At 58.7% G+C, this 14485-nt stretch carries 15 protein-coding genes; 12 read left to right on the top strand and 3 right to left on the bottom strand.

The annotated features are described in order from the left end of the window. Positions 1 to 74: 74 nt before the first annotated feature. Complete coding sequence (gene yjgA / locus IM267_RS18710; RefSeq protein WP_063450888.1) at positions 75 to 626, bottom strand: ribosome biogenesis factor YjgA; 552 nt, start codon at positions 624 to 626, stop codon at positions 75 to 77. 95 nt (positions 627 to 721) lie between these two features. Here yjgA and pmbA point away from each other — a divergent pair, with 95 nt between their 5' ends. From pmbA to IM267_RS18650, 12 genes are all read left to right on the top strand, one after another. Then, positions 722 to 2074: a metalloprotease PmbA gene (pmbA, locus tag IM267_RS18705; protein ID WP_131638033.1), complete on the top strand. Its 1353-nt coding sequence runs from the start codon at positions 722 to 724 to the stop codon at positions 2072 to 2074. 42 nt (positions 2075 to 2116) lie between these two features. Beyond that, positions 2117 to 2503 carry a cytochrome b562 gene (cybC, locus tag IM267_RS18700; RefSeq protein ID WP_063867201.1) on the top strand — a complete coding sequence of 129 codons (387 nt, stop codon included), beginning with the start codon at positions 2117 to 2119 and terminating at the stop codon, positions 2501 to 2503. Positions 2504 to 2888: 385 nt separating this feature from the next. Beyond that, complete coding sequence (locus IM267_RS18695; RefSeq protein ID WP_102750472.1) at positions 2889 to 3227, top strand: PRD domain-containing protein; 339 nt, start codon at positions 2889 to 2891, stop codon at positions 3225 to 3227. Between the two features lie 10 nt (positions 3228 to 3237). Next, entirely contained in the window at positions 3238 to 3600 is a 363-nt protein-coding gene (locus IM267_RS18690; protein ID WP_006179053.1) for an SFCGS family glycine-rich protein, read from the top strand. Positions 3601 to 3602: 2 nt separating this feature from the next. After that, complete coding sequence (locus IM267_RS18685; protein WP_006810338.1) at positions 3603 to 3902, top strand: DUF4312 family protein; 300 nt, start codon at positions 3603 to 3605, stop codon at positions 3900 to 3902. 22 nt (positions 3903 to 3924) lie between these two features. Beyond that, entirely contained in the window at positions 3925 to 4701 is a 777-nt protein-coding gene (locus IM267_RS18680; protein ID WP_006810337.1) for a DUF4311 domain-containing protein, read from the top strand. Between the two features lie 13 nt (positions 4702 to 4714). Beyond that, the gene (locus tag IM267_RS18675; protein ID WP_003856081.1) at positions 4715 to 5356 is read left to right on the top strand and encodes a DUF4310 family protein; all 642 of its coding nucleotides are present in this window, start codon (positions 4715 to 4717) and stop codon (positions 5354 to 5356) included. Positions 5357 to 5398: 42 nt separating this feature from the next. Then, a complete protein-coding gene (locus tag IM267_RS18670) occupies positions 5399 to 6532 on the top strand; it encodes an amidohydrolase/deacetylase family metallohydrolase (protein ID WP_193034039.1) in 1134 nt (377 codons plus the stop codon). Then, positions 6516 to 7634 (top strand): DgaE family pyridoxal phosphate-dependent ammonia lyase, encoded by a 1119-nt coding sequence (locus tag IM267_RS18665; RefSeq protein WP_193034038.1) that lies wholly within the window; start codon positions 6516 to 6518, stop codon positions 7632 to 7634. Before IM267_RS18670 ends, IM267_RS18665 begins: the two co-directional genes overlap by 17 nt. Then, positions 7631 to 8371, top strand: a complete 741-nt coding sequence (locus IM267_RS18660) for a KDGP aldolase family protein (protein ID WP_193034037.1) — start codon at positions 7631 to 7633, stop codon at positions 8369 to 8371. The genes IM267_RS18665 and IM267_RS18660 overlap by 4 nt, the downstream gene beginning before the upstream one ends. A 92-nt stretch (positions 8372 to 8463) precedes the next feature. After that, on the top strand, positions 8464 to 9600 hold the full coding sequence (locus tag IM267_RS18655; protein WP_193034036.1) for a lactonase family protein: 1137 nt from the start codon (positions 8464 to 8466) through the stop codon (positions 9598 to 9600). 19 nt (positions 9601 to 9619) lie between these two features. Beyond that, complete coding sequence (locus IM267_RS18650; protein ID WP_112792390.1) at positions 9620 to 11530, top strand: transcription antiterminator; 1911 nt, start codon at positions 9620 to 9622, stop codon at positions 11528 to 11530. A gap of 31 nt (positions 11531 to 11561) precedes the next feature. On the opposite strand, the gene nrdG is transcribed toward IM267_RS18650, so the two are convergent. Both nrdG and nrdD read right to left on the bottom strand, forming a co-directional pair. Continuing rightward, the gene (nrdG, locus tag IM267_RS18645) at positions 11562 to 12026 is read right to left on the bottom strand and encodes an anaerobic ribonucleoside-triphosphate reductase-activating protein (RefSeq protein ID WP_193034035.1); all 465 of its coding nucleotides are present in this window, start codon (positions 12024 to 12026) and stop codon (positions 11562 to 11564) included. Positions 12027 to 12111: 85 nt separating this feature from the next. Further along, positions 12112 to 14250: an anaerobic ribonucleoside-triphosphate reductase gene (gene nrdD, locus IM267_RS18640; protein WP_063450878.1), complete on the bottom strand. Its 2139-nt coding sequence runs from the start codon at positions 14248 to 14250 to the stop codon at positions 12112 to 12114. Positions 14251 to 14485: the final 235 nt, after the last annotated feature.

Genomic DNA, 14485 nt, shown 5'->3' with positions numbered 1-14485 from the left:
GCCTATATTTTTTCGCACGACCTTGTAGGCCGGATAAGGCGTTTACGCCGCCATCCGGCGCAAACCCGCACAGATTACTCTTCGTTCTCAGACAGCTCGCGCAGATACTGGAAAATCAGGCGCGCTGACTTCGGCGGCTTATTCCCTTCTTTCTCTTTCTTCGCGTTGCGGATAAGCGATCGCAGCTGCTGGCGGTCGGCATTCGGCCACAGGTTCAGCACTTCTGGTACCGCGTCATCACCTTGCTCGATCAAACGATCGCGGATCTGCTCCAGCTTATGGAACAGCGCAACCTGCTGGTTATGGCGGTTTTTCAGCTTATCCAGCGCCTGACGGATCGGCTCTACGTCACGCTGACGCAGCAGTTTACCGATAAGCTGAAGCTGGCGGCGACGCCCTTCTTTCTTGATTTTCTGTGCCAGTTCAATGGCATCACGCAGATCCTGGTCGAGCGGGAGCTTATCCAGCGCGTTTTTACCCAGTTCTACCATTTCTGCGCCAAGCTGTTTTAACTCTTCGGCGTCACGTTTAATTTCACTTTTACTGACCCAGATGATCTCATCATCTTCGTCTTCGATGTCATCACCGGGAACGTCGTCGAGCCAGTCTTCGGGCTGCTTAGTCATGTCAGGCTCCTTAAAAAAAGAGGCTAATGTTACCAGTTAAGACGCGCACTGAAAAACGGTTCTCTGTTAGACTTCACTTAACTCTCTCTTACAGTATGGCATTTGCGATGAAAGTAACCTCACAAGTTGAAGCGCAGCGTAAGATCCTGGAAGAAGCCGTCTCCACCGCGCTGACGCTCGCTTCAGGCAAATCAGATGGCGCCGAAGTGGCGGTCAGCAAAACCACCGGCATTAGCGTGAGCACCCGCTATGGCGAAGTGGAGAACGTAGAATTTAACAGCGATGGCGCGCTGGGGATCACCGTGTATCACCAGAATCGCAAAGGCAGCGCGTCGTCTACCGATCTCAGCCCGGATGCCATCGCCCGGACGGTGCAGGCAGCACTGGATATCGCCCGCTACACCTCGCCGGATCCTTATGCTGGCGTGGCCGATAAAGAGCTGCTGGCGTTTGACGCGCCGGATCTCGATCTGTTCCATCCGGCGGAAGTGACCCCGGACGAAGCCATTGAGCTGGCCTCGCGCGCCGAGCAGGCGTCTTTGCAGGCCGACAAACGCATCACCAACACCGAAGGCGGCAGCTTTAACAGCCACTACGGCATCAAAGTGTTCGGTAACTCGCACGGCATGTTGCAGGGGTACTGCTCAACCCGTCACTCGCTGTCCAGCTGCGTGATCGCCGAAGAGAACGGCGATATGGAGCGCGATTACGCGTATACCATTGGCCGCGCGCTGGGGGATTTGCAGTCTCCCGAGTGGGTAGGTAAAGAGTGTGCCGAACGCACGCTGTCACGCCTCTCACCGCGTAAGCTCTCCACCATGAAAGCCCCGGTCATTTTTGCCAATGAAGTGGCGACCGGCCTGTTTGGTCATCTGGTGGGGGCGATTGCGGGCGGTTCGGTGTACCGTAAATCGACCTTCCTGCTCGACTCGCTGGGCAAGCAGATCCTGCCGGAATGGCTGACCATCGAAGAGCATCCGCACCTGCTGAAAGGGCTGGCGTCTACGCCGTTCGACAGCGAAGGCGTGCGCACGGAACGCCGGGATATCATTAAAGACGGCGTGCTGACCCAGTGGCTGCTGACCAACTACTCCGCGCGCAAGCTGGGGCTGAAAAGCACCGGGCACGCGGGTGGGATCCACAACTGGCGCATTGCCGGACAGGGCCTGAACTTTGAGCAGATGCTGAAAGAGATGGGCACCGGCCTGGTGGTGACCGAGCTGATGGGGCAGGGCGTGAGCGGCATCACCGGAGACTATTCTCGCGGTGCGGCAGGCTTCTGGGTCGAAAACGGTGAAATTCAGTATCCGGTGAGCGAAATCACCATCGCCGGCAACCTCAAGGACATGTGGCGCAATATTGTTACGGTCGGTAACGATATTGAAACACGCAGCAATATTCAGTGTGGTTCTGTATTGCTGCCGGAGATGAAAATCGCCGGTCAGTAATACCCGTAAAAGCGTGTTTAATAATAAAAAAGGAAGTGAGCAATGCGTAAACACCTGTTAGCGATCGTCGCGGCTTCAACGCTGGTTCTTGGCTCGTCCGCGTTTGCTGCCGATCTCGAAGACAACATGGACATCCTCAGTGAAAATCTGAAGGTGGTGCAGAAAACCGACAATGCCGCCGAGATGAAGGACGCGCTGACCAAAATGCGTGAAGCGGCGCTGGACGCGCAAAAAGCGACGCCGCCGAAGCTGGAAAGCAAAGCGGCAGACAGCGCCGAGATGAAAGACTATCGTCACGGCTTTGACGTGCTGGTCAGCCAGATCGACGGCGCGCTGAAGCTGGCTAACGAAGGCAAAGTCAAAGAAGCCCAGGCGGCGGCCGACCAGTTTGCGGCGACCCGCAACGCGTACCACAAAAAGTATCGTTAATTGGGTGCCTGAGCTGTACGTCCTTTCTCCGTATGCGGAGGCGCATTACGCGCCCCCGCATCCTTGCTCCTTTCCGTCCCATGCCTGAGACGGTCAGTCTCAAGCACCCGCAGCCACTCTACCCAATCCCCATAAGAAAACCTTATCCACATCACATTTCTACGAGCCCGCTCGTAATCTTTTCCGCTTTGCATACCCCTTATTTGCCGCCAGATAGCGTGATATTCATCACGCAAATACAGCGATTTATCCAGATTCACTGCATTTATGTGGCACAGATCACTGCCGCGGCTCGCCTTTCCACTTCGAAGTGGAAAACAACTCGCTACAAACCCTGCACCTGCAACGTTAGTTTTATTCCAGAGCCATTAACGGGGTAAGACGAGTGAGTAACGGAGCGGTAATGAACGACGTTGGGGAACAGGCGGTGCAGACTGAGCAGCTCGCGAACACCATGCTTCAGCAGGTTTATGCTCTGCTGGCCCGGCACAACATCATCCCCAACGCGGTACAGGAGCAGATGCTGACCTCCCACGTTCGCGCAATGGCGCACCGGTCCGTGACCGGCGAGCCGCTGCCGGAGGTTGAAGCAGAGCTTTTCGACGAAATTTCACCAGATTCAATGCAACTTGCCCGTGAAGTGGTAGCGCAGTTTGGCAACCTTCCTGATGAAGAGGCCTGGCTGCTCTCCGTTCACTTCGAAGTCGCGAAAGACAACCTTTAAGGAGCAACACATGGAACAGATTACAGTCGTGATTGGCGATCGCCTGGGTAAAGGTCAGAAAGTGGCTGCGGGTGTGGAAAAAGCCGGTGGACGCGCGGTTGTCGTGCCGGGCATGGCGGCAGATATGAAGCTCGGTGACGTGATGAAAGCGGAAAACGCCACCTTCGGCATCTCCTTCTGTGGCAGCGGCGGCGCGGGCGCCATCACCGCACAAACCAAATATGGCTACAAGGCCAAATACGGCATGCGCTCCGTGGATGAGGGCGTCACCGCCATCAACGAAGGCTGCAACGTGCTGGGCTTTGGCTTTATGGATAAAGAAGAGCTGGGCGAGCGTCTGGTACAGGCGTGGCAGAAGAAGCACGGCGCATAAGCATGAAAGAACAGTTCACAACCACGGTGAGAGTGAAGGGGAAGGGCGACGCCAAAGCGCGCGCCTTTGCCGACGCGCTCAACCACGTTCAGGCCGCGGTGATGAAAGCCTCACCGCATATCTTACTGCGTATTGAGCCACAGGATGTGCAGGTTGTTCAGGCGCAAGAAGCGGTGCGAAAAGAAGCGTTTCTGTTCTTCTTTCTGCGCCGGGAAAGACGCACCTACAGCGTGGAGCTGGATGTGACCGTCAACGTGACTGCCATCAATCTCGACCAGGTGGATTTCGTCACGCAACGCTGATTATTCATAAAAGGGCAGACTGATGTTCTTAATTATATTAATAAAATCGCTCATCATTGGCGGCCTGGTTGGCGTCGGTGTGGGAGCCGGGGCTGCACGCATGTTTCATGCGCCTACCACTCAGGGTATGGGCGCGTTTCGTACGTTGGGGGAGCTGAACTCCTGCGAAGGGGATCCGGCCTCCCACTTCTCCTTTGGATTAGGCTTCTTCTTTAACGCCTGGGCCTCTTCCGTGGCCGCAGGTGCCTTCACACAGGACGTTGACCACCGCATCATCCCGAACTGGGGTGCTGCCGCGCTGATGATCAAAAACCGTAACGTCGGCGAAACGCTGCACGATCCCCGCAAAATGGCGATTGCCTGCGGCATCATCGGCATGATCGTCGTAACCTTCCTTAACCTGACCGCCTCCTCCGTGCCAGCCGCACTTCAGGTCACCGCCGTGAAGGTGCTGGTGCCTGCCGCGAACCTGCTGGTCAACACCGTGATGCCGGTGATCTTCTGGCTGGCGGCCATCGACGCGGGTAAAAAATCGGGCTTCTGGGCCACCATCTTTGGCGGCGCGGCGCAGCTGATCATGGGGAACGCCGTACCGGGTCTGGTTCTCGGCATCCTGATCGGTAAAGGCGTTGAGGAGAGCGGCTGGAACCATGTCACCAAAGTGATGATGGCAGCAATCGTTCTGCTGTTCGTGCTGAGCGGCTTCTTCCGCGGCTTCGACATGAAGATGATCGAATCCTTCCATCTGACCGTGCCGAACTGGCTCGACATGATCCACAACTCGCTCAGCGGTAAATAACAGGAGCCTCGACATGGAACAGAATAAAGGTTTTTGGTATGCCGACTGGTCGTTCCCGATCTTCGTTGGCCTGCTCTCCTCCGGCGTCTTCGCCGGGACGCACATGTACTACCTCTACGGCATCGGCGCGTTTAACGAAGTGGCCTTCGTGGCGATGCTGAAAGCGGGAATCGATACCGGCGTCTACGGCGCGGTGGCGGCGTTCGGCGCGAGCTTCCTGTTCGCCCGTATTATCGAAGGATCGCTGGTCGGTATTCTTGATATTGGTGGGGCGATCCAGACCGGCGTGGGCCTCGGCGTTCCGGCGCTGCTGCTGGGTGCGGGGATCATGTTCCCGGTGACCAACTTCATTGCCTCGCTGATTACCGGCCTGGTGATTGGTCTGGCGATTGGCTACGTCATCATCCTGGCGCGTAAGTTCACCATCAACCAGAGCAACTCCACCTACGGGGCTGACGTGATGATGGGCGCGGGTAACGCCTCTGGCCGCTTCCTCGGGCCGCTGATTATCCTCAGCGCGATGACCGCCTCCATTCCAATCGGCGTCGGTTCGCTGGTGGGCGCGCTGCTGTTCTACATCTGGCAGAAGCCGATTACCGGTGGCGCCATCCTCGGCGCAATGATTTTGGGCTGGCTGTTCCCGGTCGCCCTTTAATACCCGCGGGCGCTCCGGCGCCCGCCCTATCAGGAGATCCTCATGTTTGATTTACTCCTGCGCCGTGCGCGCCTCGCCGACGATACCCTGACCGATATCGCCATTCAGGACGGGAAGATCGCCGCGACGGGCGAAATTGACGCTCCCGCCCGTAAAACGGTTGAGCTTAACGGTGACGTGTACGTCAGCGCGGGCTGGATTGACTCCCACGTTCACTGCTACCCGAACTCCCCGATTTACCACGACGAGCCGGACAGCGTGGGCATTGCCACCGGCGTCACCTCCGTGGTGGACGCGGGCAGTACCGGTGCCGACGACGTGGACGATTTTTACCAAATCACCCGCAAAGCCTCCACCGACGTCTTTGCCCTGCTGAACATCTCCCGCGTGGGGCTGATTGCCCAGAACGAGCTGGCCAACATGGCGAACATTGACGCCGATGCGGTGAAGCAGGCGGTGAAGCGCCACCCTGATTTTATTGTCGGCCTGAAGGCGCGCATGAGCAGCAGCGTGGTCGGCGAGAATGGCATCATGCCGCTGGAGCGTGCAAAAGCGATTCAAAAGGATAACGGCGACCTGCCGCTGATGGTGCACATCGGCAATAACCCGCCGAACCTCGATGAAATCGCTGAACTTTTGAGTTCGGGCGACATCATTACCCACTGCTACAACGGCAAGCCTAACCGCATTCTGACGCCCTCCGGCGAGCTGCGCGCCTCCATCACCTCCGCCCTGAAGCGCGGCGTGCGTCTGGACGTCGGCCACGGCACGGCGAGCTTCAGCTTTGAGGTGGCGAAACGCGCCATCGCGATGGGCATTCTGCCGCACACCATCAGCTCGGATATCTACTGCCGCAACCGCATCAACGGCCCGGTCGGCTCGCTGGCAAGCGTGATGTCGAAATTCCTCGCCATCGGCATGTCATTGCCGCAGGTGATTGACTGCGTCACCGCGAACGCCGCAGACGGTCTGCGCCTGACGCGCAAGGGCCGCATTCAGCCTGGCCTCGACGCCGACCTGACGCTATTCACGATTAAACGCCAGCCAACGGTGCTGACGGACGCTGAAAACGACACTCTGCAAGCTGAACACATTCTGGTGCCGCTTGCCGCGATCCGCGCGGGCAAGGGCTACATGACCGAACAAGGGAGCACGGAACATGCCTTCGATTTATGAGAAGTATAATTTAAAGCAGGTTATCAACACCTCTGGCCGCATGACGGCGCTGGGCGTTTCCACGCCGCGCCCGGAGGTGGTGCAGGCGGCAATGGACGGCATGAATCACTATTTCGAGATGAAGGATCTGGTTAACAAAACCGGGGAATACATCGCGAAGCTGCTGGATGTGGAAGGCGCGACGGTGGTCTCCTGCGCGTCGGCGGGCATAGCCCAGTCCGTGGCGGCGGTGCTGGTGAAAGACAGCGACTGGCTGCTGGAAAACCTGCACGTCACGCCAATCGAGAACAATGAAATCGTCCTGCCGAAAGGCCACAACGTTAACTTTGGCGCGCCGGTCGGCACCATGGTGGCGCTGGGCGGCGGCAAGCTGGTGGAAGCGGGCTACGCCAACGAATGCTCCGCCGACCAGCTGGCGGCGGCCATCACCCCGCGCACCGCGGCGATCCTCTACATCAAGTCCCACCACTGTGTGCAGAAAAGCATGCTCAGCGTCGAGCAGGCCGCGGTCGTGGCGCGTAAACACGATCTGCCGCTGATCGTTGATGCCGCGGCGGAAGAAGATCTGCACGCGTACTACCGTTCCGGCGCGGATCTGGTGATTTACAGCGGCGCGAAGGCGATCGAGGGGCCAACCAGCGGCCTGGTGATCGGCAAAACCCAGTACGTTGAGTGGGTGAAGCGCCAGACGGCGGGCATTGGCCGCGCCATGAAGGTGGGTAAAGAGGGGATCCTCGGCCTGACCTGCGCCATCGAACACTACCTGACGGCCACCAAAGAGAGCGGTGCCGAGATGGTGGCGAAGATGACGCCGTTTATCGACGCGCTCAACACCCTGAGCGGCGTCACCGCGCGCGTGGTCTGGGACAGCGCCGGTCGCGACATCGCCCGCACCGAGATTAAGTTTGACGAAGCCACCACCGGCGTTGGCACTGGCGACCTTGTCGCCCAGCTGAAGCAGGGGGAATACGCCATTTACTTCCGTGGCTACAAGGCCAACGAAGGGATTATCGAAGCGGACGTGCGCAGCGTAAGTGCTGACCAGCTGAACATTGTGTACCGCCGCATTAGCGAAGTGTTAGGACAGGAGAAAAACGCATGAAACTGACCCCCAATTTTTACCGTGACCGCGTCTGCCTGAACGTGCTGGCCGGCTCAAAGGCCAACGCCAGCGCCATTTACGAGGCGGCGGAGGGTCATGTGCTGGTGGGCGTGCTCTCCAAAAATTACCCGGACGTGGCGAGCGCGGTCGCGGATATGCGTGAATACGCGGCGCTGATTGATAACGCGCTCTCCGTGGGGCTGGGCGCGGGCGATCCGAACCAGTCGGCGATGGTGAGTGAAATCTCCCGCCAGGTGCAGCCGCAGCACGTCAACCAGGTCTTTACCGGTGTGGCCGCCAGCCGCGCGCTGCTGGGGCAGAATGAATCGGTGGTCAACGGCCTGGTCTCTCCGACCGGGACCGTAGGCATGGTGAAAATCTCCACCGGCCCGCTGAGCAGCAAAGCGCCGGACGGCATCGTGCCGGTTGAAACGGCGATTGCCCTGCTGAAAGACTTCGGCGGCAGCTCGATCAAGTACTTCCCGATGGGCGGCCTCAAGTGCCGTGATGAATACCAGGCGGTGGCGGAAGCCTGCGCCCACCACGACTTCTGGCTGGAGCCGACCGGGGGGATCGATCTGGAGAACTTTGAGGCGATCTTGCAGATTGCCCTCGACGCGGGCGTGAGCAAAATCATCCCGCACATCTACAGTTCAATTATCGACAAAGCCAGCGGTGATACGCGTCCGGAAGATGTGCGTACGCTGCTGGAAATGACGAAGAAGCTGGTGAAGTAGAATAAAACCTTACCCCTTACCCTAACCCTCTCCCCTTTGAGGAGAGGGCCGGGGTGAGGGGTGAAACACCGCACACACCCAAAGGAGCCACCATGCACACCCGTAACCTGCTCGTCGCTTCACTCTCAATGCTCGCCACCGCCGCTGTCGCCCAGACGCAATACGCCTGGGTGGGTACCTATAATCCGAACGGTGAAGGGCTGTACCGTTTTACCGTTGACCCGCAAACCGGCGCGCTCGATAACAAAACGCTGGTGAGCAAACTGCCGAATGCGGCGCAGTTGACCCTTTCGCAAGACGGTAAAACGCTGTATCTGGCAAGCGAAGTGGAGCAGGGCGTGGTGCAGGCGCTGCGCATCGGCGATGACGGCGCGCTAAGCGAACTGAATCAGGTGGCCTCCGGCGGCGCCGGGCCGGTTTATCTCTCCCTGACGCCGAACGGCAGGCACCTGCTGGTAGCGAACTACGTCAGCGGAACCGTCGCGGTGCTCCCCGTTAACGCAGACGGCAGCCTGGGCGACGCCACGGACACGCATCAGGACCAGGGCGAACCGGGCGCGGCGAAGCCGGAAGCTGCCGTTGAGGGCAGTTTCGCGATCAGCGATCATAACGGCCCGCATGCGCACATGATCGCCGCCGATCCGAGCGGGAAGTACGTTTTTTCCACCGATCTTGGTCTGGATCGTATTTATCAGTACCGTTTTGACGATCGAGCAGGAAAGCTGATCCCGAACGATCCGCCGTTTATCAGCGCCTCTTCGAAAGGCGCTGGCCCGCGCCACTTCGTCTTTACGCCGAAAGGCGATGCCCTGTGGCTGATTAACGAAGAGGCCTCTACGCTCACCTATTATGCGCTGGACAGCAGCGGCAGGCTAAAAGAGGGTAAAACCGTTTCAGCCCTGCCGGACGGTTACAAAGGCACCAGTTTTGCTGCCGGGCTGGCGCTAAGCGCCGATGGTAAACAGCTGTATGTCGCTAACCGTTTGCATAACAGCATCGGGCACTTTACCGTAACGGCAGAAGGGACGCTGACGCATCAGGACGATGTCTGGACGCGGGGCGACTATCCGCGCACCCTGACGCTCGATAAGCAGGGGCGCTGGCTGTACGTCATGAACCAGCGCAGCGACAACATTACCCGTTTCCGCGTGGCGCCGGACGGCAAGCTGAGCGCCGAGCCAGACTATACCCCGGTCGGCAGCCCATCCCAGATGGTCATTTCACCCTGAGCAGTAAGAGGACAACGACGTGCGATTTCCGAACCAACGTTTAGCGCAACTTTTCGATCTGTTGCAAAACGAGACGCTGCCGCAGGACGAGCTGGCGCAGCGGCTGTCGGTCTCCACGCGAACCGTCCGGGCGGACATCACCGCCCTCAACGCGCTGCTGGCAGGCCACGGGGCGCAGTTTATCCTGAGCCGCGGCAGCGGCTATCAGCTTAAAATTGATGACGCCCAGCGCTACCAACAATTGCAGGCCTCCCACCCGCGCGCGCTGCGCATTCCGCGAACCGGGCCGGAGCGCGTGCACTATCTGGTGGTGCGTTTTCTCACCTCGGCATTTTCCCTTAAGCTGGAGGATCTGGCCGACGAGTGGTTCGTCAGCCGCGCCACCTTGCAGAGCGACATGGTGGAAGTGCGCGAGTGGTTCCATCGCTACAACCTGACGCTGGAAACCCGTCCGCGCCACGGCATGAAGCTGTTTGGCAGCGAGATGGCGATCCGCGCCTGCCTGACCGACCTCCTGTGGGAGCTGGCGCAGCAGGACAGCCTGAACCCGCTGGTGACCGACGTGGCGCTGAATGCGGGCGTGGCGGAAAAGATGGTGCCGGTGCTGCATGATGCGCTGACGCGCCATCACATTCGTCTGACCGACGAAGGCGAGCTGTTCCTGCGCCTGTACTGCGCGGTGTCGGTGCGGCGCATCAGCGAGGGGTATCCGCTGCCGGAATTCCACGCGGAAGACGTGGAAGAGAACGTGCGCGAGGCGGCGAAGGATATCGCGGTAGCCATTCAGGAGCTGGCGGGCAAGGCGCTTGCGCCATCGGAAGAGAGCTGGCTGTGCGTGCACATCGCGGCGCGGCAGATCCAGGAGATTGCCCCGAGCGCGATTAACGCCGACGACGACGAAGCGCTGGTCAACTATATCCTGCGCTACATCAACACCCACTATAACTACAACCTGCTCAGCGATGCGCAGCTGCACGCCGATCTGCTCACGCACATCAAAACCATGATCACCCGCGTGCGCTATCAAATCATGATCCCCAATCCGCTGCTGGACAACATCAAGCAGCACTACCCGATGGCGTGGGATATGACCCTCGCGGCGGTGTCGAGCTGGGGGAAATACACGCCGTATGCGATTAGCGAGAATGAGATTGGTTTTCTGGTGCTGCACATCGGCGTGGGGCTGGAGCGCCACTACAACATTGGCTACCAGCGCCAGCCGCGCGTGCTGCTGGTGTGCGATGCCGGTAACGCGATGGTGCGCATGATCGAGGCGGTACTTCAGCGTAAATACCCGCAGATTGAGGTGACGCGCACGCTCACTCTGCGCGAGTACGAGCTTGCGGATGCCATCGGTGAAGACTTTGTGATCTCCACTGCTCGCGTGAGCGAAAAATCCAAGCCGGTGGTGATAATCGCCCCGTTCCCGACCGATTATCAGCTGGAGCAGATCGGCAAGCTGGTGCTGGTGGACCGCACCCGCCCGTGGATGCTGGAGAAATACTTCGACGCGACCCATTTCCGCATTCTCGACAAGCCCGTTGATCGGCAAACGCTGTTCCGCGAACTGTGCGGGCAGCTTGAAGGCGAAGGCTTTGTCGGCGCGGAGTTTCTGGATTCGGTCATCGAGCGTGAAGCGATTGTCAGCACCATGCTCGGGGACGGCATCGCGCTGCCGCACTCCCTCGGCCTGCTGGCGCAAAAAACGGTGGTCTACACCGTGCTCGCCCCGCAGGGCATTCAGTGGGGGGATGAAACGGCGCACGTCATTTTCCTGCTCGCCATCAGCAAAAGCGAATACGAAGAGGCAATGGCGATTTACGACATCTTCGTCACCTTCCTGCGCGAGCGCGCGATGGCGCGCCTGTGCCAGTGCGAGGATTTTGCGGCGTTTAAGGCTGAGGCGATGGAGAGTTTGAGCCGGTTTTGAAGCCAGGCGGATAGAGGATATCCGCCTTCATTTACCGCAAATGATGCACAACCTGGTTGCTGCTGCCGCGCCAGATCAGCATAGGGTCTTTTAAATCCTGCACGAACTTGCCGTCCACCAGCACGTTAATTAAATCCACGACTTCCTTCTGAGCTGCATTCAGCTCATCCAGCTTATAGCCCGTCCAGACCCAGATATCTTTTCCCGCGCACTCGCGGCGGATGCGCTTCACCAGCTTCAGTATATCCGGCACGTTTTGCGGATGGAGCGGATCGCCGCCGGAAAGGGAGATCCCCTGGCGTTTAATGCGCGTGTCGTTCAGGTCGTCGATGATGCGGTCTTCCATTTCAGCGGTAAACGGCATGCCCGAGTTCAGGCGCCAGGTGCTTTTGTTGTAGCAGCCGGGGCACTCGTGAACGCAGCCTGAAACGAACAGGGTGCAGCGGGTGCCGGGGCCGTTGACGATATCGACGGGGTAGTACTGATGGTAGTTCATAGCGGTTAACCAAGCCGGGTACAGTGTGAGTGCGGATTGTAGGCCCGGTAAGCGTAGCGCCACCGGGCATAAATGTGGCAGTGGCTCAACCGATCTGCCCATTCCCCAGATGTTTCACCCGGCGCTTCACCTCTTCCTGCTTGCCGGCGTTAAACGGACGGGCATCCGGGCTGCCGAGATAGCCGCACACGCGGCGGGTCACGGAGACGCGGGCCGCATCGTGGTTACCGCATTTCGGGCAGGTAAAGCCTTTACTGGTGCACTCGAACTCACCGGTAAAGCCGCACTCATAGCACTCGTCAATTGGCGTGTTAGTCCCGTAATACGGCACGTGCTGGTAGCTATAGTCCCACACGTCTTCCAGCGCCTTCAGGTTGTGCTGGATGTTTGGATACTCGCCGTAGCAGATAAAACCGCCGTTCGCGATAGGCGGATAGGCCGCCTCAAAGTCGATCTTGTCGTACGGGTTCACCTTCTTCTCCACGTCGAGGTGGAAGCTGTTGGTGTAGTAACCTTTATCTGTCACCCCTTCAACAATGCCAAATTCGGCGGTATCCAGGCGGCAGAAGCGGTCGCAGAGGTTTTCGCTCGGCGTGCTGTACAGGCTGAAACCGTAGCCGGTTTCCTCTTTCCACTGGTCTACCGCATCGCGCAGGCGCTGCACAATCGCGATGCCTTTCTCGCGCAGGGCCTCGCTGTCATAGATGTGCTTGTCGCCGAACAGCGCGTTGATGGTTTCGTGAATGCCGATATAGCCGAGAGAGATCGACGCGCGTCCATTTTTGAAGATCTCAGACACGTCATCGTCCGCTTTCAGGCGCACGCCGCAGGCACCTTCCATATAGAGGATGGGCGCAACGCGGGCTTTGACCCCTTCAAGGCGGGCGATGCGCGTCATCAGCGCCTTACGTGCCAGCTGCAAGCGCTCGTCCAGCAGCGTCCAGAAGGCCTCTTCATTACCTTTGGCTTCCAGGGCGATGCGCGGCAGGTTAAGGCTGATCACGCCCAGGTTGTTGCGCCCGTCGTGGATCTGCTCGCCGTTTTCATCCTCGTACACGCCGAGGAAGCTGCGGCAGCCCATTGGCGTTTTAAACGAACCGGTGACTTTTACCACCTGGTCGTAGTTCAGGATGTCCGGGTACATGCGCTTGCTCGCGCACTCCAGCGCCAGCTGTTTGATGTCATAGTTTGGATCGCCAAACTTGTGGTTCAGGCCGTCGCGGATGGCGAACACCAGCTTCGGGAACACCGCGGTTTTACGGTTTTTGCCGAGGCCAGAGATGCGGTTGCGCAGGATAGACTGCTGAATCAGGCGCGATTCCCAGCTGGTGCCCAGGCCAAACCCGAAGGTGACAAACGGCGTCTGCCCGTTGGCGGTGTGCAGCGTATTCACTTCATATTCCAGCGACTGGAACGCGTCGTAGCACTCTTTCTCGGTGCGGGAACGCGCATAGCCGTCCGCATCCGGGATCTGCCACTCTTCCGCCGTCTTACGGTGCTTGTTGAAGCTCTCGGTCACGAACGGGGCCAGCACTTCATCGATGCGGTTGATGGTGGTCCCGCCATAAATGTGGCTGGCTACCTGGGCGATGATCTGCGCCGTAACCGCCGTCGCGGTAGAGATGGACTTCGGCGGTTCAATCTCGGCGTTACCCATCTTAAAGCCGTGGGTCAGCATGCCTTTCAGGTCAATCAGCATGCAGTTGAACATTGGGAAGAACGGCGAATAGTCGAGATCGTGGTAGTGGATCTCACCGCGCTCGTGCGCCGAGACCACGTCGCGCGGCAGCAGATGCTGACGGGCATAGTGCTTGGCGACGATACCGGCCAGCAGGTCGCGCTGGGTCGGGATCACTTTACTGTCTTTATTGGCATTTTCATTGAGCAGCGAAGAGTTGGTCTGCTCCACCAGGCCGCGGATCTCCTGGTTCAGGCGACCGCGTTTCTCACGCTGGACGTCACGATCGTGGCGGTACTCAATGTAGGCGCGCGCCAGCTGCTTGTATGGCCCCGCCATCAGCTGGTTCTCAACCGCGGTCTGGATTTCGTTGATATCGACCTGGCTGCGTTCATGCATCTGGCTGCTAACGACTTCTGCGACGGTGGCGCAGTAATCTGCGTCATCGACTCCCGCTGCTTTAGCTGCACGCAGGATGGCTTCCTGAATGCGCTCTGATTTAAACGGCACTTTACAGCCATCACGTTTCATCACATGCGGTGTCATGATCACTCCATTTTAAAAACAGGTTATCCACAAAGGTGGGGAAGTATTCACCGGGCGTATTTCCCGCCGCGCCAAAGGCTTCCCGCGTTCCCAGCGTGTGTTATCCACAATTCCGGCCAGCGTAAGCGCCGTCTTGTTGTTGGAATTGTAGACGATAGATACAATATGTTGGGTTGGGAGGCATTTTAAGTGCTACATATAGTGATTTGCATCAAACATGTTTGCGATTTTTTTG

It is taken from the genome of Enterobacter cloacae complex sp. P15RS (assembly GCF_014895905.1).
In the GTDB taxonomy this organism is placed as follows: Bacteria; Pseudomonadota; Gammaproteobacteria; order Enterobacterales; family Enterobacteriaceae; genus Enterobacter; species Enterobacter quasihormaechei.
This window is presented reverse-complemented; position numbering and strand designations above follow the sequence as displayed.